At 72.4% G+C, this 23,806-nt stretch carries 22 protein-coding genes; 9 read left to right on the top strand and 13 right to left on the bottom strand.

Annotated features, from left to right (window positions below; all coding sequences use genetic code 11):
- Positions 1 to 155 precede the first annotated feature (155 nt).
- The 6 genes from GA0070216_RS09680 to GA0070216_RS09655 form a co-directional block, all read right to left on the bottom strand.
- Entirely contained in the window at positions 156 to 1,163 is a 1,008-nt protein-coding gene (locus GA0070216_RS09680; protein ID WP_091242433.1) for a LacI family DNA-binding transcriptional regulator, read from the bottom strand.
- A gap of 19 nt (positions 1,164 to 1,182) precedes the next feature.
- Positions 1,183 to 2,562, bottom strand: a complete 1,380-nt coding sequence (locus GA0070216_RS09675) for a GH1 family beta-glucosidase (RefSeq protein WP_091242428.1) — start codon at positions 2,560 to 2,562, stop codon at positions 1,183 to 1,185.
- 46 nt (positions 2,563 to 2,608) lie between these two features.
- Positions 2,609 to 3,442 (bottom strand): carbohydrate ABC transporter permease, encoded by an 834-nt coding sequence (locus GA0070216_RS09670; protein ID WP_091242425.1) that lies wholly within the window; start codon positions 3,440 to 3,442, stop codon positions 2,609 to 2,611.
- A complete protein-coding gene (locus tag GA0070216_RS09665) occupies positions 3,439 to 4,425 on the bottom strand; it encodes a carbohydrate ABC transporter permease (RefSeq protein ID WP_091242422.1) in 987 nt (328 codons plus the stop codon). The genes GA0070216_RS09670 and GA0070216_RS09665 overlap by 4 nt, the downstream gene beginning before the upstream one ends.
- A 227-nt stretch (positions 4,426 to 4,652) precedes the next feature.
- Positions 4,653 to 5,960, bottom strand: a complete 1,308-nt coding sequence (locus GA0070216_RS09660) for an ABC transporter substrate-binding protein (RefSeq protein WP_091242418.1) — start codon at positions 5,958 to 5,960, stop codon at positions 4,653 to 4,655.
- Between the two features lie 291 nt (positions 5,961 to 6,251).
- Positions 6,252 to 7,013 carry a maleylpyruvate isomerase family mycothiol-dependent enzyme gene (locus tag GA0070216_RS09655; RefSeq protein WP_091242414.1) on the bottom strand — a complete coding sequence of 254 codons (762 nt, stop codon included), beginning with the start codon at positions 7,011 to 7,013 and terminating at the stop codon, positions 6,252 to 6,254.
- 70 nt (positions 7,014 to 7,083) lie between these two features.
- Here GA0070216_RS09655 and GA0070216_RS09650 point away from each other — a divergent pair, with 70 nt between their 5' ends.
- On the top strand, positions 7,084 to 8,175 hold the full coding sequence (locus GA0070216_RS09650) for a UDP-N-acetylmuramate dehydrogenase (protein WP_091242411.1): 1,092 nt from the start codon (positions 7,084 to 7,086) through the stop codon (positions 8,173 to 8,175).
- Between the two features lie 355 nt (positions 8,176 to 8,530).
- Here GA0070216_RS09650 and GA0070216_RS09645 read toward each other — a convergent pair whose 3' ends face one another.
- Positions 8,531 to 9,328, bottom strand: a complete 798-nt coding sequence (locus GA0070216_RS09645) for a class I SAM-dependent methyltransferase (RefSeq protein WP_091242409.1) — start codon at positions 9,326 to 9,328, stop codon at positions 8,531 to 8,533.
- An 80-nt stretch (positions 9,329 to 9,408) separates the two neighbouring features.
- The gene (locus GA0070216_RS09640) at positions 9,409 to 10,176 is read right to left on the bottom strand and encodes an SDR family oxidoreductase (protein WP_091242407.1); all 768 of its coding nucleotides are present in this window, start codon (positions 10,174 to 10,176) and stop codon (positions 9,409 to 9,411) included.
- 183 nt (positions 10,177 to 10,359) lie between these two features.
- Between GA0070216_RS09640 and mshA the strand changes: the two genes are divergently transcribed.
- The 3 genes from mshA to GA0070216_RS09625 all read left to right on the top strand — a co-directional run bounded on the left by mshA (position 10,360) and on the right by GA0070216_RS09625 (position 13,342).
- A complete protein-coding gene (mshA, locus tag GA0070216_RS09635) occupies positions 10,360 to 11,724 on the top strand; it encodes a D-inositol-3-phosphate glycosyltransferase (RefSeq protein WP_091242404.1) in 1,365 nt (454 codons plus the stop codon).
- Positions 11,725 to 11,784: 60 nt separating this feature from the next.
- Positions 11,785 to 12,300 (top strand): type III secretion system chaperone family protein, encoded by a 516-nt coding sequence (locus tag GA0070216_RS09630; protein WP_091242403.1) that lies wholly within the window; start codon positions 11,785 to 11,787, stop codon positions 12,298 to 12,300.
- Between the two features lie 187 nt (positions 12,301 to 12,487).
- Positions 12,488 to 13,342 (top strand): hypothetical protein, encoded by an 855-nt coding sequence (locus GA0070216_RS09625; protein WP_245722401.1) that lies wholly within the window; start codon positions 12,488 to 12,490, stop codon positions 13,340 to 13,342.
- A gap of 455 nt (positions 13,343 to 13,797) precedes the next feature.
- Here the strand turns inward: GA0070216_RS09625 and GA0070216_RS09620 are convergent, their stop codons facing one another.
- Positions 13,798 to 15,138: an MDR family MFS transporter gene (locus GA0070216_RS09620; protein ID WP_091242398.1), complete on the bottom strand. Its 1,341-nt coding sequence runs from the start codon at positions 15,136 to 15,138 to the stop codon at positions 13,798 to 13,800.
- A 151-nt stretch (positions 15,139 to 15,289) separates the two neighbouring features.
- Between GA0070216_RS09620 and GA0070216_RS09615 the strand changes: the two genes are divergently transcribed.
- Positions 15,290 to 16,057, top strand: a complete 768-nt coding sequence (locus GA0070216_RS09615; RefSeq protein ID WP_091242395.1) for a phosphoglyceromutase — start codon at positions 15,290 to 15,292, stop codon at positions 16,055 to 16,057.
- A gap of 248 nt (positions 16,058 to 16,305) precedes the next feature.
- Here the strand turns inward: GA0070216_RS09615 and phoU are convergent, their stop codons facing one another.
- Positions 16,306 to 16,959, bottom strand: a complete 654-nt coding sequence (phoU, locus tag GA0070216_RS09610) for a phosphate signaling complex protein PhoU (protein WP_091242392.1) — start codon at positions 16,957 to 16,959, stop codon at positions 16,306 to 16,308.
- A gap of 211 nt (positions 16,960 to 17,170) precedes the next feature.
- Here phoU and GA0070216_RS09605 point away from each other — a divergent pair, with 211 nt between their 5' ends.
- Complete coding sequence (locus tag GA0070216_RS09605; RefSeq protein ID WP_091242390.1) at positions 17,171 to 18,454, top strand: sensor histidine kinase; 1,284 nt, start codon at positions 17,171 to 17,173, stop codon at positions 18,452 to 18,454.
- Positions 18,455 to 18,476: 22 nt separating this feature from the next.
- The gene (locus GA0070216_RS09600; protein WP_091242387.1) at positions 18,477 to 19,160 is read left to right on the top strand and encodes a response regulator transcription factor; all 684 of its coding nucleotides are present in this window, start codon (positions 18,477 to 18,479) and stop codon (positions 19,158 to 19,160) included.
- A gap of 18 nt (positions 19,161 to 19,178) precedes the next feature.
- Here the strand turns inward: GA0070216_RS09600 and GA0070216_RS09595 are convergent, their stop codons facing one another.
- Positions 19,179 to 19,991 (bottom strand): DUF3109 family protein, encoded by an 813-nt coding sequence (locus tag GA0070216_RS09595; RefSeq protein WP_091242383.1) that lies wholly within the window; start codon positions 19,989 to 19,991, stop codon positions 19,179 to 19,181.
- A 74-nt stretch (positions 19,992 to 20,065) separates the two neighbouring features.
- Here GA0070216_RS09595 and GA0070216_RS09590 point away from each other — a divergent pair, with 74 nt between their 5' ends.
- Both GA0070216_RS09590 and GA0070216_RS09585 read left to right on the top strand, forming a co-directional pair.
- Positions 20,066 to 21,010: a Ppx/GppA phosphatase family protein gene (locus GA0070216_RS09590; RefSeq protein ID WP_091242379.1), complete on the top strand. Its 945-nt coding sequence runs from the start codon at positions 20,066 to 20,068 to the stop codon at positions 21,008 to 21,010.
- A 76-nt stretch (positions 21,011 to 21,086) separates the two neighbouring features.
- Positions 21,087 to 21,893, top strand: a complete 807-nt coding sequence (locus GA0070216_RS09585; RefSeq protein WP_176738889.1) for a sugar phosphate isomerase/epimerase family protein — start codon at positions 21,087 to 21,089, stop codon at positions 21,891 to 21,893.
- Positions 21,894 to 22,068: 175 nt separating this feature from the next.
- On the opposite strand, the gene GA0070216_RS09580 is transcribed toward GA0070216_RS09585, so the two are convergent.
- A complete protein-coding gene (locus GA0070216_RS09580; protein ID WP_091242372.1) occupies positions 22,069 to 22,620 on the bottom strand; it encodes a CGNR zinc finger domain-containing protein in 552 nt (183 codons plus the stop codon).
- 19 nt (positions 22,621 to 22,639) lie between these two features.
- Positions 22,640 to 23,806, bottom strand: a complete 1,167-nt coding sequence (locus GA0070216_RS09575) for a glutathionylspermidine synthase family protein (protein ID WP_091242369.1) — start codon at positions 23,804 to 23,806, stop codon at positions 22,640 to 22,642.

Genomic DNA, 23,806 nt, shown 5'->3' with positions numbered 1-23,806 from the left:
GGGGTCGAGTGGGTTGAGGTGGGGTCGACGGCTCTGTCGCTCAGAGTAATGGGGCAGGGCTGCGGGTCGGCTGCTGCCCGCCAGGCGGGTGCACCCGTTCCTGGGGGCCGGCCCCGGCCCCGGGAGCAGGAGCGACGGGGTCAGGACCAGCAAGGTCAGGCGGACTGCCGGATCACCAGCTCGGTCGGCAACACCACCGCCCGCTCGACCTCCGCGCCATCGGCGAGGGCCAGCAGCAGCCGGGTCATCTTCCGGCCCAGCTCGACGATCGGCTGCCGCACGGTGGTCAGCGGCGGCTCGGTGTAGGCGGCCGTCTCGATGTCGTCGAAGCCGATCACCGCGACGTCCTCCGGCACCCGCCGTCCCGCCTCGTGCAGCGTTCGTAGGGCGGCGTGCGCCATCAGGTCGGAGGCGGCGAAGACCGCGTCCAGATCGGGGTACGCGGCGAGCAGCCGACGCATCGCCGTGGTCCCCGACTCGCGGGTGAAGTCGCCGTACTCGATCATCTGCGGCAGGCCGGCGGCGACCACGGTGTCCCGGTAGCCGGCGAGCCGTTCGATGCCGGCGACCATGTCCTGCGGGCCGGCGATGGTGGCGATCCGGCGGCGACCGTTGCTGATCAGGTAACGGGTCGCCGCGGCCACCCCGCCGATGTGGTCCACGTCGATGTAGGGCACGTCGGCCGCGTCCAGCGGTCGGCCGCTGCACACCACCGGTATCCCCAGCCGGGCGAGCCGACCGGGCAGCGGGTCCTCCCCGTGCAGCGAGGCGAAGAGCACCCCGTCGACGTGCCGGCCGGTGGTGTATCGGGTGACCCGGTCGTGCCCGGCGGGCGAGCCGGCCAGCATCAGCACCAGCTGCTTGTCGGCCGCCTCCAACTCCTGGGCCGCGCCCCGGATGAGCCCGGGGAAGACCTGGTCGTCGGAGAAGACCCGGGTGGCGACCTCCGGCAGCACCAGGGCGATCGAGTCGGTCCGCTGGGTGACCAGGCTGCGGGCGGCCAGGTTCGGCACGTACCCCAGCTCGGCCACCGCCCGACGGACCGCCTCCTGGATCGGCTCGGCGACCGTGGTGGAGCCGTTCACCACCCGGGACACCGTCGCCCGGGACACGCCGGCCTGCCGGGCGACCGCCTCCAGGGTGGGTCGCTGTGCCGCCGTCATACCCGTTACCACCGCCTCGTCACAGCCCGTTCCGGGAGATCACCTCCTGGTACCACCGGGCGCTCGACTTCGGGGTGCGCCGCTGGTTCAGGTAGTCGACGTGGACGATCCCGAACCGCTTCCGATAGCCCTCGGCCCACTCGAAGTTGTCCAGCAACGACCATACGAGATAGCCGCGCAGGTCGACTCCGCGGGAGATGGCCTCGTGCGCGGCCCGCAGGTGCCCGTCCAGGTAGGCGATCCGGTCGTTGTCGGCGATCCGGCCCGACCCCTCGGGTGCCAGGCTGGCGGCGTCGTCCGGGAACGCGCCACCGTTCTCGGTGATCATCAGCGGCAGCCCGGGGTAGTCGGTGCCGATCCGCACCAGCAACCGGGTCAGCCCGGCCGGCTCGATCTGCCAGCCCATGTCGCTCACCGGGCCGGTGGCCGGCAGGAACTCCACCGCCCCCTCGGTGCCCGGGTAGGCGCTGCTGCCACCCCCGTCCGGGCGGCCCGCGACATAGGTCGGCGAGTAGTAGTTGATCCCGAGCAGGTCCAGCGGCGCGGCGATGATCTTCTCATCGCCGTCCCGGACGAACGTGGGCTCGACCATCCGGGCGACGTGTTCGAGCACGTCGGCCGGGTAGCCGGCCCCGGTCAGCGGGTCCAGGAAGATCCGGTTCTGGAGGCCGTCGACGAGGCGTACCGCGGCGGCGTCGGCGGCGCTGCCCGGGTCGGCCGGCGCGACGTCCGCCGGGTTGAGGGTGATCCCGACGGTCCGCGCGCCCGCCGCCCGCAGCGCCCGCGCCGCCAGCCCGTGCCCCAGCAACAGATGGTGTACGGCCCGGAAGGCCGCCCCGGCGTCCTGCTCGCCGGGAGCGTGCACCCCGTTGCCGTAACCGAGGTACGCCGAGCACCACGGCTCGTTGAGCGTCGTCCAGGTGCGCACCCGGTCCCCGAGCCGGGAGTGCACCGCGAGGGCGTAGTCGGCGAAGTGCTCGGCGGTCTCCCGGCTGGCCCAGCCACCCCGGTCCTGCAACGCCTGGGGCAGGTCCCAGTGGTAGAGCGTGATGATCGGGTCGATGCCCCGGTCGAGCAGCGCATCGGTCAACCGGTCGTAGAAGTCCAGCCCGCGCGGGTTGACCGGGCCGGTGCCGTCCGGCCTGATCCGGGGCCAGGCCACCGAGAACCGGTACGCGGCCAGCCCCAGCTCCGCCATCAGCGCCACGTCGTCGGCGTACCGGTGGTAGTGGTCGCAGGCGACGTCACCGGTGTGCCCGGCGAACACCTTGCCCGGCGTACGGCTGAAGGTGTCCCAGATGGACTCGCCGCGACCGTCGTCGCGGGCCGCGCCCTCGATCTGGTACGCGGCGGTCGCCGCGCCCCACACGAAGTTCTCGGGGAACCGAAGCTCGCTCACGCGGCATTCTCCTTCTTCGCGACTGCGGGGCTCGCAGGATCGGCGCTCACGCTTTGACCGCACCTTCCATGATGCCGCCGATGATCTGGCGGCCGAACACGACGAACACCAGCAGCAACGGCAGCGTGGCGATCGCCGTGCCGGTGAACACCTGCGACATGTCCTGGTAGTAACCGTCGGAGAGGGCCCGCAGCGACAACTGCACGGTCGGGTTCTCCGGATCGTTGAGCACAGCGTACGGCCAGAGGAAGTCGTTCCAGGTGGTCATGAACGTGAGCAGGCCGAGTACGGCGGCGGCGGGCCGCAGTGCGGGCAGCACCACGTTCCAGTAGATCCGCAGCGTGTGGCAGCCGTCGACCCGGGCCGCCTCGATCAGCTCGGTGCTGACCGCCTGGGCCGCGTACTGGCGCATCATGAACACGCCGAACCCGGTGACCAGGGCCGGGACGATCACCGCCGGCAGCCGGTCGTTCCAGTTCAGCTTGGTCATCAGCAGATAGAGCGGGATCACCCCGAGCTGGGTGGGCACCATCATGGTGGCGACGATGACCATGAGCAGCGCGTTGCGTCCCCGGAACCGCAGCTTGGCGAAGGCGAATCCGGCCAGGGTGGAGAAGAGCACCACCGAGAAGGTGACGCTGACCGCGACGATCGTGGAGTTGACCAGGCCGGTGAGGAAGTGCGCGTCGGGGTTGGCGAAGAGTCGGGAGATGTTCGTGCCGAGGTTGCCGCCCGGGGTGAGCGGCGGCGGCACCTGGCCCATCGCGTCGCTGCTGCGGCTGGCCACCACGAACATCCAGTAGATCGGGAAGATCGACAGCAGGGCGGTGAGCGCCAGCGCCGGGTAGGTGAGCCGGCCGGCCGACCAGATCCGGGTCATCGGTCCCCCTTGCGCGCGCCGCCACCGAGCCGGCGCAGGATCAGTACGTTGATCGCGGCGACCACCGCGATCAGGGCGAAGAGCAGCCAGGCGACGGCCGAGCCGTAGCCGAAGTTGTAGTGCGGGGCGAAGGCGTTCTCGAACATGTACATGGTCACCGTCTGGGACTCCCGCAACGGCCCGCCCCGGATCGCGTTGGTGCCGGAGTTGAACAGCCGGGGTTCGGTGAACAGTTGCAGCCCACCGATGGTGGAGATGATCACCGCAAAGATGATCGTGGGCTTGAGCAGTGGCACGGTGATCGACCAGAACTGCCGGGCCCGGCCGGCCCCGTCGATGGAGGCGGACTCGTACAGGTCGCGTGGGATGGCCTGCATGGCGGCCAGGAAGATCAGCGCGTTGTAGCCGGTCCACCGCCAGTCGACCATGGCGGAGATCGCCGTCCAGGCGGCGAAGCGGTTGGCCTTCCAGTCGATCGCGTCGATGCCGACCAGGTCGAGCAGCCAGTTGATCATGCCGAACTCGCGGCCGAAGAGCACCGCGAAGACGATCGCCACCGCCGCCGTCGAGGTGACGTTCGGCACCAGCACCGCCATCCGCCAGGTGGTCCGCGCCCGCAGCCGCCGGTTGAGCAGGTTGGCCAGCCACAGGGCGGCGAGCAGTTGCGGCACCGTGGAGATGACGAAGATGCCGAGGGTGTTCACCACCGAGTGCCAGAAGTCGGCGTCGGCCAGCAGTTGGGTGTAGTTCTGCGTGCCGATGAAGGTCGGGTCCACCCCCAGCAGGTCCCAGTCGTGCAGCGACACCCAGAACGTGTAGACCAGCGGATAGGCCCCGAAGATCGCGAAGAGCAGAAAGAACGGCGTCACGTACAGATAGGGGGAGTACCTGACGTCGAGCCGGGCCAGCCGGTGCTCCCGTGCCGGCCCCCTGCCCCGGGCCTTGGCCGCCCTCGGCGGCCGACCCTCAACCTGAACAACCATCTCCCGCGTGCTCCCTCTCTCCCTGACCCGCCCGACCTCTGTCCGCCCGACCTGTCCCGCGCGACCGGCCCGCCCGCGCCCGCTCTGTGCCGCGAGCCGCTGTCCGCCCCGCCGCCCGCCCGGATCGCGCGGCGCGGTGGGAGCGGGCAGCGGCCCGCCGGGGGGCGATGGTGCGGTGTCCCGGTGTGGGTGACCCCGCCACATCGCCCCCACGCGGTCGGGGAGGGTTACTTGGCGGCGGCCTTGCGGGCGTTGTTGGTGGCGTCGGTCCAGCCCTGGGCGGGGTTGCGCTGGCCCAGTTCGACGGTGCGGACGGCGTTCTCCACCTCGGTCCGGACGGCCTGGTTCTTGGGGCCCATGTAGACCGGCTTGAGGCTCTTGGCGCCGGCGGCGAAGATCTTGCCGACCGGGGCGTCGGAGAAGTACGCGTTCGTCGAGTTGACGATCGCCGGGTCGTCCAGCGCCTGCGGGGACGACGGCAGCGGCCCCTTCTCCTGGAACGCGCCGATCTGGCCCTTGGCGCTGGTCAGGAACCTGGCCAACGCGATCGCCTCGGCCTGGTGCCGGCTCTGCTTCGGCACCGCCAGGTAGGAGCCACCCCAGTTGCCGCCGCTGCCGGGCACCTGGGCGATGTCCCACTTGCCCTTGGCGTCCGGGCCGGCGTTGCCCTCGATCACCCCGGTCATCCAGGCCGGGCAGGCGATGGTGGCGAACTTCGCCTGCTTGAAGGCCGACACCCACTCCTCGGACCATGCCCCGTACCGGCCGGAGAGTCCGGAGTCGATGATGTCGACGGTGGTGTCGTACGCCTGGCGTACCGCCGGGTTGCTGTCGACCACCAGCTTGTCGGTGGTGTCGTAGTAGCTGTAGCCGGTGGTGTTGCCGGCGGTCTGCAACAGGATGGTGTTGAAGGTGTTGGTGGCGGCGTCCAGGAAGGCCGCGCCGGTGTTCTTCGCCGTGAACTGCTCGCCGACCCGTACGTAGTCCTGCCAGGTGGGCCAGAGCTTGGACACGGCGTCCCGGTCGACGGGCAGGCCGGCGGCGGCGAAGAGGTCCTTGCGGTAGCAGATCGCCATCCCGCCGACGTCGGTGCCGAGGCCGATGAGCTGCTTGCCGTCGGCGGTCAGCCCGCCGTTCCACTTCCACTCCAGGAAGTTGCCCTTGAGGTCGGCGGCGCCGTGGTCGAGCAGGTTGACGAAGTTCTGCGGGTTGGCCTTGTACTCGACCAGCAGCCCCTCCTCGATGGCGACCACGTCACCGGCGCCCTTGCCGGCGGCGAGCCACTGGGTGAGCTTGGGGGAGTACTCGTCGAGGTTGCCGCCGGTGCCCCGCTCCACGATCTTGACGCCGGGGTGGTCGGCCTCGTACTGCCGGTAGAGCTTCTCGTAGCCGAACTGGCCGAACACGTCGACGGTCAGCGTGACCGGCCCGCCGTCGGCGGCTTCGTCGCCGCCGCCGCAGGCGGTGGTGGAGAGCAGCGCGCTGGTGGCCACCAGCGCGATCGCCGCGAGGCGGCGGCGGGAAAAGACACCCATGGGTCGGACCCCTCTCAGGTCGGGTGGTGGTGGGGTGTGGACCTGCGTATGAGCGGGCCGCGAGGGTCGCCGGCCCGGATTCGATCTCGATGAGAGAGCGCTCTCACGACAGGGTGGTAGGTCGATGGACTCCTGTCAAGAGAGCGCTCTCTCGAAACTCGCCGGAACGCCGGGAGCGGCCGTCCCACCGGCAACGCCGGGAGGGGTCGCGTCCCGCCCCGGGAACGCCGGGAGCGGCCGTCCCCGGTGGGACGGCCGCTCCCGATGTGCGGTAGCGGTGGTGCGCGGACCTCAGCCCACGCGCAGGCCCTCCAGGAGGGAACGGTCCCCCGCCACCCCGAGGGTGTCGAAGCTGACCCGGCCCCAGAGTGCCAGCAGCAGGTCGCTGGCCGAGCCGGTGACCTGCACCCGGGCGTGGTGGTCGTCGTGCCCGAAGACCGTCGCGGTGTCCAGCAGGGCCACCCCCTCGCCGCGCATCCGCAGGTACCAGTCCTGGGCGGCGTCGGTCGCGGTCAGGTGCACCACCCCCTGCCACTGCCCCCGGTTGCGCCGACGACCGGACGGCAGCCAGGTGTCCAGCACCTCGCTCACCCCGTCGGCGGCGAGCTTCGTCTCGATCGGGTCACCGGCGGCGATGGCGAGCTGGGCGTCCCACCGGTGCACCGCCGTCTCGTGCGCCATCCGGCGCGACCAGAAACCCGTCTTCTTCGGCTGCGGCGCCCAGTTCCACGCCGGTGCCTCCGGGTCGAGCGCGTCGAAGAGGGTCATCAGCCGGTCGTACTCGTGCTGCCAGAGCTGGAGCGGGGTCAGCCCGGCGGGCAGGTCGACGGTGTCGTCGCGGCTGGCCGGCTGCGCGGTGTCGCCGGTGCCGGCGACGGAGTGCACCCAGTGGTAGAGGCCGGCGAGGTGCAGGGTCAGGTCCGCCACCGTCCACCCCGGGCAGGACAGCACAGGTGTCTCCGGCGGGGCCTCGGCCACGGCTGCGGCGAATGCCGGGCCGTCGACCCGGAGCGCTCCGGTCCAGAAGTCCTTCGTGGCGTGCAGTCTGCTCATCGCAATCCTCCCCGGGGTGACCCGGCGACCAGTGGGTGCCGTGGCTACCCCTCAGCCTAGGGTGAAAGGCGTGTCAGACGTCTACGCCAAACCGACAACGAGCGCCGAACCCGCCGATCCGGCCGTCCTGGCGGGCTACACCACCCTGCGTCTCGGTGGCCCCGCCGCCCGGTTGGAGACCGCCACCAGCGCCGACGAGATCGTCCGCCGGGTCCGCGAGGCGCACCGCCGCGACGAACCGGTGCTGGTCCTGGCCGGTGGCAGCAACGTGGTCGTCGGGGACGCCGGCTTCCCCGGCACCGTCGTGCTGGTCCGGTCGCGGGGGTTCACCGTGGTCGCCGAGGACACCGACACCGTCACCGTACGGGTCGAAGCCGGCGAGCCCTGGGACGACCTGGTCGCCGCCACCGTCGGTAACGGCTGGTCCGGTCTGGAGTGCCTCTCCGGCATCCCCGGCTCGGCCGGTGCCACCCCGATCCAGAACGTCGGCGCGTACGGGCAGGAGGTCGCCGAGCGGATCACCGGCGTCCAGGTGTACGACCGCGCCGAGGACCGGCTGACCACCGTCGCCGCGGCGGACTGCGGGTTCGCCTACCGGGGGAGCATCTTCAAGTACAGCGACCGCTGGGTGGTGCTCTCCGTCGACTTCCGGCTGGACCGCTCACCGCTGTCCGGGCCGGTCCGCTACACCGAGCTGGCCCGCGCGCTCGGGGTCGAGGTCGGCGACCGGGTGCCGCTGGCCGCCGCCCGGGACACCGTGCTGACGCTGCGCGCCGGCAAGGGCATGGTGCTCGACGCCACCGACCCGGACACCTGGTCGGTCGGCTCGTTCTTCACCAACCCGGTGCTCGACCGGGCGGCGTACGAGCTGCTGCGCGAGCGCGCCGCCGACCTCGGCGAACCACCCTCCTGGCCCTGCCCGGGCGACCTGGTGAAGGTGAGCGCCGCCTGGCTGATCGACAAGGCCGGCTTCGCCAAGGGGCATCCCGGACCCGGTGGCACCGCCATCTCCGGCAAGCACACGCTGGCTCTGACCAATCACAGCGGCACCGCCCGTACCGCCGACCTGATCGCCCTCGCCCGCGAGATCCGCGACGGCGTGCACACCCGCTTCGGCGTCCCCCTCCACCCCGAACCCGTCCTCATCACCTGCACCATCTGACCCACCCCACCCCACCCTGATCCCCACCAGGCCGCGCCTCGCCCTGTCCCGTCCTGTCCCGTCCTGTCCCGTCCCGCCCGGTGATCAAGAGGTTTACGTCATCCTCGGCCGCTTTCATGACGTAAACCTCTTGATCATCGCGCTCACCCCGCCCGAACAGGCGCACTGGCCGAGCTGGGGTGGGGTTGGTGGCGTGATCAAGAGGTTTACGTCAGTTTTCGGCGGGATGTTGACCTGAACCTCTTGATCATCGGGGCGGGGCGGGGCGGGGCAGGGCAGGGGCAGGGGCAGGGGCGGGGTGAAGTGGGGCGGGGTTGGGTGGGGAGCTAAGGGTGGGGGTGGAGGGGCGGGTGGGTCAGGTGGGGGCGATGGTTTGCCAGGGGAGGGTCAGCTCGCCGTGACGCCAGCGGGGTGGGCCGTCGAGGATGGGCCAGCCGGTGGAACTGAGGGCGGTGACGGCGGCCAGCCAGCGTTGGCGGGGGCCGAACGGGGCGTAGCCGGCGGCGGAGTGCCAGGCGTCGTCCAGGGCGCGCAGCAGGGCGTGGATGCGTTCCCCGGGGACGTTGCGGTGGATCAGCGCCTTCGGCAGGCGTTCGGCCAACTGGGCCGGGCGCTCCAGGGTGGTCAGTCGGGCGGCCAGGGTGAGGGTGTGGGGGCCGTCCGCGTCGATCAGCAGCCAGCCGCCCAGCCGGCCCAACTCGTCGCACGTCCCCTCGACCAGCACCCCGCCCGGGGCGAGCCGGTCGGTGACCGTCCGCCAGGCGTCGGCGACCTCGCTCTCGTCGTACTGGCGTAGCACGTTGAACGCCCGGACCAGGGTGGGACGCAAGCCGGCCAGCTCGAAGCCGCCCCGGGCGAAGGTCAGCCCCGGGGGATCGGCGGCGGGCGCGGCGGCGGCCACCCGTACCGGATCGATCTCCAGCCCGACCACCCGGACATCGGCGCGGACCCGGGCGGCCAACCGGCCTCGCAGCTCGACGGCGGTGACCGGGGTGGTGCCGTAACCGAGGTCCACCACCAGCGGGTCGGCTGCTGCCCGCAACCGGTCGCCGCAGGTCTCGACGAGCCAGTTGTCGACCCGGCGGAGCCGGTTCGGGTTCGTCGTCCCCCGGGTCACCACCCCCAACGGCCGGTGCCGGTCGCGGTCAGCCACAGCCGGCCACCGCCCACTCCGGCCGGCGGCACCAGCCGTGCCGGATCATCGCCCGACCCGGTCGGGTAGGCCGGGTCGGGTCACTGGCTGACCCGGTGCACCTTGTGCTGGGCGGCCTGGGCCAGCGGGCGGACCACCAACCGGTCCACGTTGACGTGATGCGGGAGGGTGGCGCACCAGGTGATGCACTCGGCGACGTCCTCGGCCACCAGCGGCTGCGCCACCCCGGTGTAGGTAGCGTCGGCCTTTGCGGCGTCCCCGCCGAACCGGTTCAGGCTGAACTCGTCCGTCCGGACCATCCCGGGATCGATCTCGACGACCCGGACCGGCCGGCCGCACAGCTCCAGCCGCAGGGTGCCCGCCACGGCGGTCTGCGCGTGCTTGGCCGCACTGTAGCCGCCGCCGCCCTCGTACACGGTGAAGCCGGCGGTGGACGAGACCACCACGATGGTCCCGGCGCCGGAGCGCTCCAGGGCCGGCAGCAGGGCCTGGGTGACCCGGAGCGTGCCGAGCACGTTCACGTCGTACATCCACTGCCAGTCGGCCACCGAGCCGCTCTCCACCGGGTCCAGGCCGCGTGCGCCACCGGCGTTGTTGACCAGCACGGTGACCGGTCCGGGGGCGTCGGCGGCGGCCCGGGCCAGCCCGGCCACCGACTCGTCCGAGGTGACGTCGCAGGCCACAGCGGTGGCGCTGCCACCGGCCGCGGTGATGTCGGCGACCAGACCGGCGAGCCGGTCGGCGCGGCGGGCGGCGACGAGCACGTGGAAACCGGCGGCGGCGAGCCGGCGGGCGGTGGCCGCGCCGATCCCGCTGGACGCCCCGGTGACGATCGCGACAGAGGTCATCCGGCCATTCTCACCCCGACCGCGCGGCCGGGACCCGGGGCCCCGGTGATGAGGTCCGTCACCCCGGCGACCCGGGGCGACGCATTTCCGAAGCCCGATGGGGAAGATGACACCCGGCGTTCGGGTTGACCGAGGAGGCGCCGGTCGTGCGGGACGGCATCAACCGTGACAGAGGGAGCGGACGTGGCGGATCAGCACACCGGCGTCGGTCGGCAGCGAGGCGCCCTGCCGTGGCCCCGGCCCCGCCGGATCGCCACCCTGTCGGTGCACACCTCGCCGCTGCACCAACCGGGCACCGGCGACGCGGGCGGCATGAACGTCTACATCCTGGAGGTCGCCCGTCGGCTCGCCGAGGCCAACGTCGAGGTGGAGATCTTCACCCGGGCCACCTCGGGTGACCTGCCCCCGGTGGTGGAGATGGCACCCGGCGTACATGTCCGGCACGTCACCTCGGGCCCGCTGGAGGGGCTGACCAAGGAGGAGTTGCCCGGCCAGCTCTGCGCCTTCACCGCCGGGGTGCTGCGCGCCGAGGCGGCCCGCCCGCCCGGTCACTACGACCTGATCCACTCGCACTACTGGCTCTCCGGGCAGGTCGGCTGGCTGGCCAAGGAGCGCTGGGGGGTGCCGCTGGTGCACACCGCGCACACCCTGGCCAAGGTGAAGAACGCCCAGCTCGCCGCCGGTGACCGGCCGGAGCCGAAGGCCCGGGTGATCGGTGAGGAGCAGGTGGTCGCCGAGGCCGACCGGCTGGTGGCGAACACCCGGGTGGAGGCGACCGACCTGATCGACCGCTATGCCGCCGACCCGGCCCGGGTCGCGGTCGTCGAACCCGGGGTGGACCTGGACCGGTTCCGCCCCGCCGCCGGGGACCGGGCCGCGGCGACCCGCGCCGCCCGCCACCGGCTGGGCCTGCCCACCAACGGGTACGTCGTCGCGTTCGTCGGCCGGATCCAGCCGCTGAAGGCACCCGACGTGCTGGTCCGCGCGGTCGCCGCGTTGCGCGAGCGGGACCCGGAGCTCGCCGAAGAGTTGACCGTGGTGATCTGCGGTGGCCCGAGCGGCAGCGGCCTGGACCGGCCCACCTCGTTGATCGAGCTGGCCGGCTCGCTGGGTGTCGCCGACCGGGTCCGCTTCCTGCCGCCGCGCACCGGGGACGACCTGCCCGCTCTCTACCGGGCCGCCGACCTGGTGGCGGTGCCCTCACACAACGAGTCCTTCGGCCTGGTGGCCCTGGAGGCGCAGGCCTGCGGTACCCCGGTGGTCGCCGCCGCCGTCGGTGGCCTGGTCACCGCCGTTCGGGACCAGGTCAGCGGCGTGCTCGTGCACGGCCACGATCCGACCGACTGGGCCCGTACGCTGGCCCGGCTGCTCCCGGACCGGTCGGCCCGGGAGGCGTTGGGCCGGGGCGCCGCCCGGCACGCCCGGAGCTTCTCCTGGGAGCGCACCGTCTCCGGCCTGCTCGCCGTCTACGGTGAGGCGGTCACCGGGCACCGGGAGCGGTTGGCGGCCCGGCTGGCCGAGGGGCCGGCGCTCACCGGCTCCTGGTGACCGGGTTGCCGGCCCGGCGTCATCCGGTGGGCCCGTCGCCCCGGCCGTAGAGTGGGTCCGATGAGCGCGAAGAGCGAGCTGGCGGCCCTGATCGAGTCGTTCTGCACCGAGCGGGAGCTGGAGTGGGAGGCCACCGGCGAGGGTTCGTACGCGGTCACCCTGCCCGGCACCCACAAGCTCAAGACGATCTGCAACCTGATCGTCGGCGAGCACGCGCTGTGGGTCGAGGCGTTCGTGATGCGCCAGCCCGACGAGCGGCGCGAGGAGCTGTGGGCGTGGCTGCTGCAGCGCAACGCCCGGATGTACGGCGTCGCGTTCTCGATCGACGCGGTCGGGGACGTCTATCTCACCGGCCGGGTCAACCCGGCCGGTGTCGACGCCGACGAGTTGGACCGCCTGTTCGGGGCGGTGCTCAGCTATGCCGACGAGTCCTTCGACACCATGTTGGAGATCGGTTTCGGCAGTTCCATCCGCCGGGAGTGGGAGTGGCGGGTCAAGCGGGGCGAGTCGACCGCGAACCTCGCCGCCTTCGCTCACCTGTTCACCCCGTCCGCCGGAGGTTCGGACCGGTCCTGACGGGTATGCCGCACCGCTGCGGTGCGGCAGTGTGGGACCCGCCGCAGGCCGAGGACGGACCGTCGAGGAGCGTGTCATGGCTCAGCGGAACAGCTCAGGTCGCGGCGCGACGGCGACCAGGACCACGCGTCAGGCCGGCAACCAGACCCCGAACACGCCGGGCATCTCCGAGTCGGAGATCTCCCGGATGAGGGTCGACGACATCCGGGGTCAGTTGCGCCGCCGGGGAGTCTCCGGGATCTCCGCGCTACGCAAGCCGGAACTGGTGAAGACGCTCGCGCGGACGTTGCGCTCGGAGGGCCGGGCCGGCGGCGCCGCCCGCCGCGGCACCGGCCCGTCCGGCCGGGCACCCGCCAGGAAGACCGGTGCCGGTCAGGGCACCTCGGCCCGGCGGGGTACGTCGGCACGGGCCAAGGCGGCTCCGGCCCCGGCACGCAAGGCCACCTCCACCGCCGCCCGGCGGCCGGCGGCCTCGTCCTCCCGGGCGAAGGCGGCTCCCTCCCGGGCGAAGGCGACGCCGACCGTACTGGCGAAGGCGACCGTCCCGTCCCGGACGAAGACGTCGGCGTCCTCCCGGGCGAAGGCGACGGCGGCGTCCCGGTCGGGACGGGCGGCCCTGTCGCGGCCGGGAGCGAAGGCGGCACCGGCAAAGGCCGCCAGCCGCGCATCGGGCGTCCGGACCGGGCGCTCCACTTCCCGGTCGGTACGGTCCTCGCAGCTCATCTCGTCCCCGGCGGACCGGCCGGAACGTCCCGGGCGCAGCCTGGTCACCACCAACCACGAGGTGATCCGGAACTGGGCCGCGGCCCGGGGGGCGAAGCCGGCCACCATCGTCGGCACCGAGCGGGACGGCCGGCCGGGTGTGCTCACCTTCGACCTGCCGGGTTACCGGGAGAGCCGGCAGATGCGGGTGGTCAGCTGGGACGACTGGTTCCGGACGTTCGACAGCCGCAAGCTGAACCTGATCTTCCAGGAGCAGTTGCGGGACGGCCGGCAGAGCAACTTCTTCCGGACCGAATCACCCGATCGGGAAGACGGTTGAGGGGTTTGCGGGAATGGCTGCCGGGTAGCCGCATGTTGGCAGTCACGAGGCCCGGAACGGCATCACCGCAGCTGGGAAGGCCGGTGTTGTGACCGGCGGAACAGTGTTCGCGGGTTGAATCCGGAATCCGGGCGAACTAACTTTATTGCACCGCGTCACGCTCGGAAACGTTCGGGGGAGCGGCGGATCGATCAGATCCGTGCACCGGGCGAGACGCACATCGGGTGGAGCACGCCGTTGGGGGACGGTGCCACCCGGGAACCGGCGGCGCGAGCGGGCGACGCTTACGGGGGTGAGGGTCGCCCGCCGCCGCCGGGCAGGCGGTACGAGCGCCCACCGCGACTTTCGGTCGTCGGTGGGCGCTCTGCCGTTGCCGGTCCTTCCGTGGGCGCGCCGCGCCGGGCCCGGGTGGGCAGGTAGCGCCGAGCCGTGCGCCGGGTGGGCGGGCGTCGTACTCAGGCGGGGGTGCGGGCCGGGACCGGCTCGGCGGGTGCGGTCGCGGCGGCCTCGGCCGACTGGGGCGGCGGCGGCTGGACGGCGGTGACCGGCACGGTCGGCGCGGTGGGACGGGTCAGTTGGCTCGCCCGGCGTTCCCGGGCCGGCCCGGAGAGCAGGTGGGCGACCGCGGTCGCCGCGCCGATCGCGGCGCAACCCAGCCAGAGCGTGCCGTTGCCGACATGCTCCCGGACCACCCCGCCGAGCACCGGGGCGACCGCGCCGGCCACCTGCCAGGAGAGCGAGAAGACGCCCTGGTAGCGGCCCCGTAGCTCGGCCGGGGAGAGCTCGGCGATCAGGGTGGCGTTGGACGGGGAGTTGAGCATCTCGCCGAGCGTCCAGATCAGCACGGTGAGACCGAAGAACCAGGCGGCGTCGGCGAACGCGGTCAGCCCGAAACCGATGCCCATCACCACCGAGGCGAGGGCCAGCACGTGCGACCGGCTCCGCCCCCGGATCAGCCGGGGGACGAAGAGTTGGCCCGCCACGATCAGCACCCCGTTGAGCGCGATCACCGAACCGTAGGTGGCCGGGGACAGCCCGGCGTCACCCATCGCGATCGGCAGCATCGAGATGTGCTGGAGGAAGACCAGCGCACCGAACAGGTTGAGCACCACGAATCCCAGGAACACCCGGTCGGCGGCGATGGTGCGCAGCGCGCCCGCCCGGGGCGGCCCACCCGTCGCACCCTTGACGGCGCCGGTCGTCGGAGCGCGTCGGGTCTCACCGACCCGGACGAAGATGATCAGCGCGGTGGCCAGGGTGGTGACCGCGTCGACCACGAAGAGCAGCAGGTAGCCGGCCTCGGCGGCGAGCCCGGCGAGCACGGCGGCGCAGGCGAAGCCCAGGTTGATCGCCCAGTAGTTGAGCGAGAACGCCCGCAGCCGGTCCCGTTCCGGCACCACGTCGACCATCATGGCCCCGAAGGCCGGCCTCGCCGCCTCGGCGAACATGCCGAGCAGCAGCGCGCCCACCGCCACCGTCCAGAGCGGCCGGGCGAAGCCGAGGGCCAGCATCATGGTGGCCGCGCCCAGGTGGGCGGTGAGCAGGGTGGGCCGCCGTCCCCACCGGTCGGCCAGGGTGCCGCCGACGGTGGTGCCCACCGCCCCACCGACCCCCCACAGGCCGATCACCAGGCCGGCCTGGGCGGCGGAGAAGTCGCGCGCCTGGGTCAGGTAGATGGCGAGGAAGATCAGCACGAACGATCCGAGCCGGTTGATCAGGGTGCCGGTCCAGAGGTACCAGAAGGTCCTCGGTAGTCCACCGGTGGTGTCCCGGAACCATCCCCGTACCGTCCGCACGCCCGCGCCCCCACTCAGGTAATGACCGCTGCCCTTGAAGCGCCTTACAACCTAGTTCCGGGGTCCGACACCGGTCACCCGTTTTTCCACGTGGTGGTCGTCACCACCACTGCCCGCGTGTCCCCGCGCCGGGTGCGGCAGGATGATCGGCATGACTGCGAGCGAGGGACCCACCGTCGGGACGCTGGTCCTGCTGCGGCACGGCGAGAGCGACTGGAACGCGAAGAACCTCTTCACCGGCTGGGTCGACGTCGACCTGACGGCCAAGGGTGAGGCCGAGGCGCGTCGCGGCGGCGAGTTGCTGCGGGAGCACGGCCTGCTGCCGGACGTGGTGCACACCAGCGTGATGCGCCGGGCGATCCGCACCGCCGAGCTGGCGCTGAACGCCGCCGACCGGCACTGGATCGCGGTGCGCCGGTCGTGGCGGCTCAACGAGCGGCACTACGGCGCCCTGCAGGGCAAGAACAAGAAGCAGACCCTGGACGAGTACGGCGAGGAGCAGTTCATGCTCTGGCGTCGCTCGTACGACACCCCGCCGCCGCCGATCGCCGACGACGACGAGTTCTCCCAGGTCGGTGACCCGCGTTACGCGCTGCTGCCCACCGAGCTGATGCCGCGTACCGAGTGCCTGCAGGACGTGGTGCAGCGGATGCTCCCGTACTGGTACGACTCGATCGTGCCGGACATCCTCGCCGGCCGGACGGTGCTGGTGGCCGCGCACGGCAACTCGCTGCGCGCCCTGGTCAAGCACCTCGACCAGATCTCGGACACCGCGATCGCCAAGCTGAACATCCCCACCGGCATCCCGCTGCGCTACGACCTCGACCCGCAGCTGCGCCCGATCACCCTGGGCGGGGCCTACCTCGACCCGACCGCCGCCAAGGAGGCCGCCGCCGCGGTCGCCAACCAGGGCCGCTGAGCCGCACGGAAGGGCTCCCCGTCAGCGGATGAACCCGCTGCCGGGGAGCCCTTCCTCGGTATCGGCCCGGTCGGGCCCGCGGCCGGGCTGCGTCGGCCCGGCGCGCTGTCGCCCGTCCCGGCCGGCGGGCGTGCGCTATCGGCGTCCTCCGTGCGCCCCCGGCCGTCCTCCGGTGCGCTACCGGACCACCCGGTCCGGCGGGCGCCACCGGCCGTCCCCCGGTCCGGGCGTGCTGCCGGCCGCCGGTTTCAGCCTGCGGCGGGGACGGTCTCGCCGGTGATCAGGTAGACCACCCGCTCGCCGGCGTTCACCGCGTGGTCGGCGAACCGCTCGTAGAACCGGCCGAGCAGGGTGGCGTCGATGGCGGTCTCCACCCCGTACGGCCACCCGTCGCCGAGCAGCACGCCGAACAGGCTCTTGTGCAGGTCGTCCATCACGTCGTCGTCGCGGTCCAACTCGGCGGCGATGTCGGCGTCGGGGCTGGCCAGCACCTTGCCGATCTTCTCGGCCATCCGGTCGGCGACCGACGCCATGTCGGTGAAGACCGGACGCAGCTCGGCCGGTACGGCCGGGGACGGGTGCCGCCGCAGCGCGGTCTTCGCCACGTGGTCGGCCAGGTCGCCCATCCGCTCCAGGTCGGCCGCGACGTGCAGGGCGGTGATCATCGCGCGCAGGTCGGAGGCGACCGGCGCCTGTCGGGCGAGCAGGTCACAGACCCGCTCCTCGACGTGTTGGTAGAGGTCGTCGATCTCGGCGTCCCGCGCGATCACGGCCTCGGACGCCTCGCGGTCGGCGGTGAGCAGGCCGCGGGTGGCCTGGCGCATCGCGGCGCGCACCCCCTCCGCCATGTCCACCAGCAGTTGGCTGACAATCTGCAGGTCGGCCCGGAACTCGTCGCGCATCGTCACTTCCTGGGGTCGGTGCCGCCGGCGGCCCGAAGGATCGCCGACGTACGGGTTGAGCAGGTGCGCGACCCACCGTAGGCGGGGGCGACGGACCGCAGATGAACCCGGGTGAACGACGCGGGGCCCGGGAGTGAATTTCTCCCAAAGCGAGTGTGGTTCGTCCTGTTATGGGCGATAGCCAGGTGAACAATGACCCTACGATCGCCGGGTGGAATGGGCGGTGGCGATCGTGGTGGCCCTGGGGACCGGACTGGTCGCCGGGCTGCTGCTGTCGCGACCCGTCCACGACTGGCGGCGTCGTGCGGCGTCGTCCGGGAGCGAGGGCTCCCGTTGGAACCTGGGGAGGCGTGCGATTCCCGACGACCAGTCCGGCGGGCTGACCGGGCTCGGCCGCAAGACCATCGACTCGCTCCGCGCCGGTGTCGTGGTGCTCGGCCCGGACGACGTGCCGGTGCTGGTGAACCCGGCCGCCCGGGCGATGGGACTGCTCCGTACCGGCGCCACTCCCGGCTCCATCGCGGCCCATCCGTTGATCCGTACCCTCGCCGGGCAGGTCCGGCGGACCGGGGTGCGGCGCGAGATCGAGCTGGACCTGCCCCGGGGCCGCGACAACGCCGGGGAGAACCCGCTCGGCGTGCACCTGCGGGCGATGGGCATCGGCGGCGGGTACATCGCCGTCGAAGCCGCCGACGTCACCGAGTCGCACCGGCTGGCCCGGGTGCGGCGGGACTTCGTGGCCAACGTCAGCCACGAGCTGAAGACCCCGATCGGGGCGTTGCAGCTGCTCGCCGAGGCGCTCGTCGACGCCACCGAACCGGCCGACGGGGCACCCGACCTCTCCGAGGACATGCTGGCCGCCCGCCGGTTCGCCGAGCGCATCCAGCACGAGTCGACCCGGCTCGGCCGGCTGGTCCAGGAGTTGCTGGAGCTGACCCGGCTCCAGGGCGCCGAGCCGCAACCCGCGCCGGAGCCCGTCGCGGTCGACTGGGTGATCGCCGAGGTGCTCGACCGGACCCGTACCTCGGCCGCCGCGCGCCGCGTCCAGGTGGTCACCGACGGGCAGCGGGGGCTGACCGCGTACGGCAGCGACAGTCAGCTCGCCACCGCCGTGTCCAACCTGGTGGAGAACGCGATCACCTACTCCGGCGAGGACACCACCGTCCGGGTCAGCACCCGGGCGGACGACGACCACGTCACGGTCTCCGTCACCGACCAGGGCATCGGCATCGCCCCCACCGACGTCGACCGGATCTTCGAGCGGTTCTACCGGGCCGACCAGGCCCGCTCCCGCGCCACCGGTGGCACCGGCCTCGGCCTGGCCATCGTCAAACACATCGCCAGCAACCATGGCGGCCGGGTGGAGGTGGCGAGCACTCTGGGAGGGGGTTCGACATTCACCCTCCGGCTACCCGCCGGCCCGCCGGACGCCCTGGAGACGATACTGCCGTCGGCTGGGATCGAGCCCGGCCCGGCCGAACTGCGCCGGGCCTGACCGTAGGAAAGGAAACACCCCGTTGAGCCGCGTACTGGTGGTCGAGGACGAGGAGTCGTTCTCCGACGCCTTGTCGTACATGCTCCGCAAGGAGGGTTTCGAGGTCTCCGTCGCCGCGACGGGCACCTCCGCCCTCACCGAGTTCGACCGGACCGGCGCGGACATCGTGCTGCTCGACCTGATGCTCCCGGAGATGTCCGGGACGGAGGTCTGCCGGCAGTTGCGACAGCGCTCGCACGTGCCGATCATCATGGTGACCGCCCGGGACAGCGAGATCGACAAGGTGGTCGGGCTGGAGATCGGCGCCGACGACTACGTCACCAAGCCGTACTCGCCCCGGGAGCTGGTGGCCCGGATCCGGGCGGTGCTGCGCCGGCAGAGCCCCGAGGTGACCGAGTCGGGTGCGCCGACGCTGGCCGCCGGCCCGGTCCGGATGGACATCGAACGGCACGTGGTGACCGTCGACGGGACGACCGTGCAGCTCCCGCTCAAGGAGTTCGAGCTGCTGGAGCTGCTGCTGCGCAACGCAGGCCGGGTGCTCACCCGGGGGCAGCTCATCGACCGGGTCTGGGGCGCCGACTACGTCGGTGACACCAAGACCCTGGACGTGCACGTCAAGCGGCTGCGTTCCAAGATCGAACCGGAGCCGTCGGCGCCCCGGTTCATCGTCACCGTGCGCGGGCTGGGCTACAAGTTCGAGCCGTAGGCCGGCGGCGCACGGCGCTCACCCCTGCGGGCTGGCCGGGTGCGGGGCGATCTGACCCTGACCCAGCCGGGCCGCGCACAGCTCGGCCAGCCTCGCGTACGCGGGCGCGCCGATCAGCGCGGTCAGCTCCGGGCCGTACGACAGGTACATCGCCTCGGTGCCGACGTGCGCGTCGGTGGAGGAGGTGCACCACCAGTCCAGGTCGTGCCCGCCGGAGCCCCAGCCCCGCCGGTCGAACTCGGCCAGCGTCGAGACCAGCACCTTGGTGTCGTCGGGCCGGGTGGTCCACTCCTGGTCGCGACGGATCGGCAGTTGCCAGCAGACGTCCGGCTTGTATTCCAGCGGGTGCACCCCGTCGCGCAGCGCCTGGCCGTGCAGGGCGCACCCGCCCCCACCGGGGAAGTCGGCGTCGTTGAGGAACACGCACGGGGCGTCCTCGCCCCGGGTGGCGGTACGCCGGGCCGGGTTCTTGCCGTCGACGGTGTCGGTCTCGGTCCAGTTCTTCGTACCCCGGCGGAAGTGCTGCCAGGTCTGCGGGGTGAGCCGCTTGACGGCCGCCCGGACCCGCTTCTCGTCGTCGGCATCGGTGAAGAACGCGCCGTGCGAGCAGCAGCCGTCGGCGGCCCGGCCGGCGACGATGCCGTGGCAGCCCCGGCCGAAGACGCACGTCCAACGGGACAGCAGCCAGGTGAGGTCGGCGCGGACCAGGTGCCGCCCGTCGGCCGGGTCGACGAACTCGATCCACTCCCGGGGGAAGTCCAGCTCCACCTCCCGGCTGCGCGGGTCGCCGGGGTCGTCCACCAGCACGTGCAGCTCCACCTGGCTCGTCACCCGGACCAGCGTACGCGCGCGCGGTGCGGCCGGCCGGCGTGCCGCCGAAACACGGTGGCCCTAGGGTCTTTCTCATGCGGCTGGGTGTGCTCGACGTCGGTTCCAACACGGTTCATCTGCTGGTGGTCGACGCCCACCACGGCGCGCACCCGTGGGCGGCGCACTCCGAGAAGGTGGTGCTGCGGCTGGCCGAGCAGATCGGCCCGGACGGCGCGCTCACCCGGGCCGGCGCGGACGGGTTGGTCGGGGCGGTCGGCGCGGCGCGCGCGTCGGCCACCGCGCTGGCCGCCGACGACCTGCTGGCCTTCGCGACCAGCGCGGTGCGCGACGCCACCAACGCCGCCGAGGTGCTGACCCGGGTCCGCGAGGAGACCGGCGTACGGCTGGAGGTGCTCTCCGGTGCGGACGAGGCGCGGGCGACATTCCTCGCGGTCCGGCGGTGGTTCGGCTGGTCGGCGGGGCGGCTGCTGGCGATGGACATCGGCGGCGGGTCGTTGGAGCTGGCGGCCGGCATCGACGAGGACCCGGAGGTGGCGGTGTCGCTGCCGCTGGGGGCCGGCCGGTTGAGCCGGGACCGGCTGCACGTCGACCCGTCGGGGTCGACGCCGCCGACCGCCGAGGCCGTGGAGGAGCTGCGGGAGTACGTCGACGCGCAGCTCGACCCGGTGGTGGAGAAGCTGTCCGGGGTGGGCTGGGACCGCCCGGTGGCCAGCTCCAAGACGTTCCGGACGCTGGCCCGGCTGGCCGGGGCGGCCCCCTCCTCGGCGGGCCTGTGGGCCCGGCGCGGCCTCACCCGGACCGGGGTGCGGCAGGTGCTGGGGTTCGTCCGGCACATCCCACCGGCCAAGCTCTCCGAGCTGGAGGGGGTGAGCGCCGGCCGGGCCCACCAACTGCTGGCCGGCGCGGTGGTGGCCGAGGCGGTGCTGCGCCGGTTCGACGTGCCGGCGGTGGACATCTGCCCGTGGGCGCTGCGTGAGGGCGTCATCCTCAGACGGTTGGATCAGCTGGAACCGATGTGACGTACGCCGGTCGTTGCGCGGCTTTTGCGGTTGCTCGTCCGGAACTGTGGTGGCGAGCCAAGCTACCCTCGGGGATGTGACTTCCCGCGTCCCGGTGCTTCTGTCCAGTTCCTCGGTCTTTCCTGAACGGACCGCGGCGGCGTTCCAACTCGCCGCGGCACTCGGCTACGACGGGGTCGAGGTGATGGTCTGGACCGACGCCGTCAGCCAGGACGCGGGCGCGCTGCGCGGTCTCGCCGCGCACTACGGCGTCCCGGTGCTGTCGGTGCACGCCCCCTGCCTGCTGGTCACCCAGCGGGTGTGGAGCCCCGACCCGTGGGAGCGGCTGCGCCGGGCCGCCGAGCTGGCCGACACGCTGGAGGCGCCGACGGTGGTGGTGCACCCGCCGTTCACCTGGCAGCGTGACTACGCCCGGACCTTCGCTGACGGGCTGGACACCGTCGCCGCCCGGTTCGACGGGGTGCATTTCGCGGTGGAGAACATGTACCCGGTACGAATGGCCGGGCGGCAGTTCGTCCCGTATGCGCCCGGCTGGGACCCGACGGAGGTCGGCTACCGCGCCTACACCCTCGACCTGTCGCACAGTGCCGCGTCGCACAGCGACCCGCTGGCGATGGCCGACCGGATGGGTGCCGGCCTGGCCCACGTCCACCTCGGTGACGGCACCGGCGAGGGGCGTGACGAGCACCTGGTGCCCGGCCGGGGCACCCAACCTTGCGCCGCACTGCTCCGCTCCCTGGCCGGGCGCGGCTTCACCGGCTCGGTGGCGGTGGAGGTGACCACCCGGGGCGCCAAGAGCCGCGCCGTCCGCGAGGCCGACCTGCGCGAGTCCCTCGCCTTCGCCCGCGCCCACCTCACCGCCCCCACCCCCCTCAACGCCTGACCCCCGGCCCGCGCTCGCCCCGGCTCCGTCCGTGCTCGCCCCGGCTCGCCCCGGCTCCGTCCGCGCTCGCCCCGGTGATCAAGAGGTTTGCGTCATGTTCGGGCGCAGATTTGACGTAAACCTCTTGATCAACTCGTCCGGGGCGGGGCGGGGCGGGGCGGGGGGTGGGGTGGGGTTAGGGGACTGGGGTGAGGGTGGGGGATTCGGTGGCGGCGCGTTTGCGGGCGCGGTGGGCGGCGACGTGGGAGCGGGTGGCGCAGCGCTCCGAGCAGAACCGGCGACAGCAGTTGGACGAGGTGTCCAGGTAGACGTTGCCGCAGCGTTCGTCGGCGCAGACCCCGAACCGGGCGCTGCCGTACTCGCAGAGCCACACCGACAGGCCCCACGCCGCGCCGGCCAGGTATTCCGCGCTGACCGAGGCACCCCGGCTGGTCACGTGCATGTGCCAGTCGCTGGAGTCGTGACCCGAGATGCGCGGCTGCACCGGGAACGCCTCCAGCATGGCGTTGAGTTCGGCCACCGCCTGGGTGTCGCGCCCCGAGGTGCCGTACTCGAAGACGTCCCGCAGCCGCTTCTGGGCCCGCCGGAAGATCGCCAGGTCCCGATCGGCGACCTCGTCGCGCATCCACGCGTTGTCGTCCGGAAAGAGGGCCCGCAGGTCGTCGAGGTCGTCCAGGTGGGCGTTGACGAGGTCAACGCCGGTCCTGGCGTACGCGTCGAAGTTCACCCGACCAACGGTAGACGACTCACGGGGCACGCGGCGCGTCGATGTAGTGCGGCAGGAAGCGCGCGTAACCGTCAGTGATCAGACTTTCGCTCTCCCGGATGCCGACCCCGGCCGACTCGCCGTCGACGATCCAGCTGCCCAGCACCATCCGACCCCCGTCGAACTGCGGCAACGGCCGGAATTCCTGATAGCAGAAGCCCTCGTCGCCATAGATCCCCGGATTGCTGATCTCCGTGTCGCCGGTGACGATGCGTACCGAGCCGCCCTCCCGGCCGAGCAGTGGCTTCGCCACGTACTCCGCCATCCCGCGCGGCGAGTCCAGATAGGCCGGGAGCAGGTACTCGTGCCCCGGATACAGCTCCCAGAGCACGGCCAGCAGCGCCTTGTTCGACAGCAGCAGTTTCCAGGCCGGCTCGATCCAGGTGGTCGGGGTGCCCGGGTCGAGCGCCGGCCGGCCGTACGGCTCGGCCAGCATCCACTCCCACGGGTAGAGCTTGAAGCAGGTGGTGACCGGCTGGTCGGCGGCGTCGACGAAGCGCCGGCCGTCCCACCCGACGTGCTGGATCGGCAGCAGCGTCACGTCCAGTCCGGCCTGCCGGGCCGTCTCGGCCAGGTAGCCGGCGGTGATCTGGTCCTCGCCGGACTCCTCCTCGTTGGACCAGCACACGTGCACCCGCCGGTCGTGCAGCCCGGCGCCGATCTTGGCCCACGCCCCGACCAGCCGCTCGTGCAGGCTGTTCCACTGGTCGGCGTCGGGGCGGGTCTCCTCCAGCCAGTACCACTGGACGATGCTCGCCTCGACCAGGGCGGTCGGGGTGTCGGCGTTGTACTCCAGCAGTTTCGGCGGCCACGAGCCGTCGTAGGCGAGGTCGAACCGGCCGTACAGGGTGGGTGGGCGTTCGTGCAGGGACCGGGCCACCGCCTGCGCCGCCCAGGCCGGGATGCCGAACTCGGCGTACCGGCCACGGGCCACCACGTGTTCGGCGGCGGCCACCGACATCCGGTGCAGCTCCTCGGTCGCCTCCTCCAGCCGCAGCACCTCGTCGAGGTCGAAGGCGTACGCGGCGGACTCGTCCCAGTACGACATGATCTCGCCGTCGGGCAGCTCGGTGTCGACGTACACCAGGCCCTGGGTGCGGATCACCGAGTCGAAGTCCGGGCGGGGGGTGACCCGCTCCCGGCGCAC

It is taken from the genome of Micromonospora matsumotoense (assembly GCF_900091525.1).
Lineage (GTDB): Bacteria > Actinomycetota > Actinomycetes > Mycobacteriales > Micromonosporaceae > Micromonospora > Micromonospora matsumotoensis.
This window is presented reverse-complemented; position numbering and strand designations above follow the sequence as displayed.

What these genes read in the sequence shown, in the direction of transcription:
- GA0070216_RS09680 (WP_091242433.1), bottom strand. Translation starts at nt 1,163, where the DNA reads ATGACGGCGGCACAGCGACCCACCCTGGAGGCGGTCGCCCGGCAGGCC.
- GA0070216_RS09670 (WP_091242425.1), bottom strand. Translation starts at nt 3,442, where the DNA reads ATGACCCGGATCTGGTCGGCCGGCCGGCTCACCTACCCGGCGCTGGCG.
- GA0070216_RS09665 (WP_091242422.1), bottom strand. Translation starts at nt 4,425, where the DNA reads ATGGTTGTTCAGGTTGAGGGTCGGCCGCCGAGGGCGGCCAAGGCCCGG.
- GA0070216_RS09660 (WP_091242418.1), bottom strand. Translation starts at nt 5,960, where the DNA reads ATGGGTGTCTTTTCCCGCCGCCGCCTCGCGGCGATCGCGCTGGTGGCC.
- GA0070216_RS09655 (WP_091242414.1), bottom strand. Translation starts at nt 7,013, where the DNA reads ATGAGCAGACTGCACGCCACGAAGGACTTCTGGACCGGAGCGCTCCGG.
- GA0070216_RS09640 (WP_091242407.1), bottom strand. Translation starts at nt 10,176, where the DNA reads ATGACCTCTGTCGCGATCGTCACCGGGGCGTCCAGCGGGATCGGCGCG.
- GA0070216_RS09630 (WP_091242403.1), top strand. Translation starts at nt 11,785, where the DNA reads ATGAGCGCGAAGAGCGAGCTGGCGGCCCTGATCGAGTCGTTCTGCACC.
- GA0070216_RS09625 (WP_245722401.1), top strand. Translation starts at nt 12,488, where the DNA reads ATGAGGGTCGACGACATCCGGGGTCAGTTGCGCCGCCGGGGAGTCTCC.
- GA0070216_RS09615 (WP_091242395.1), top strand. Translation starts at nt 15,290, where the DNA reads ATGACTGCGAGCGAGGGACCCACCGTCGGGACGCTGGTCCTGCTGCGG.
- phoU (WP_091242392.1), bottom strand. Translation starts at nt 16,959, where the DNA reads ATGCGCGACGAGTTCCGGGCCGACCTGCAGATTGTCAGCCAACTGCTG.
- GA0070216_RS09590 (WP_091242379.1), top strand. Translation starts at nt 20,066, where the DNA reads ATGCGGCTGGGTGTGCTCGACGTCGGTTCCAACACGGTTCATCTGCTG.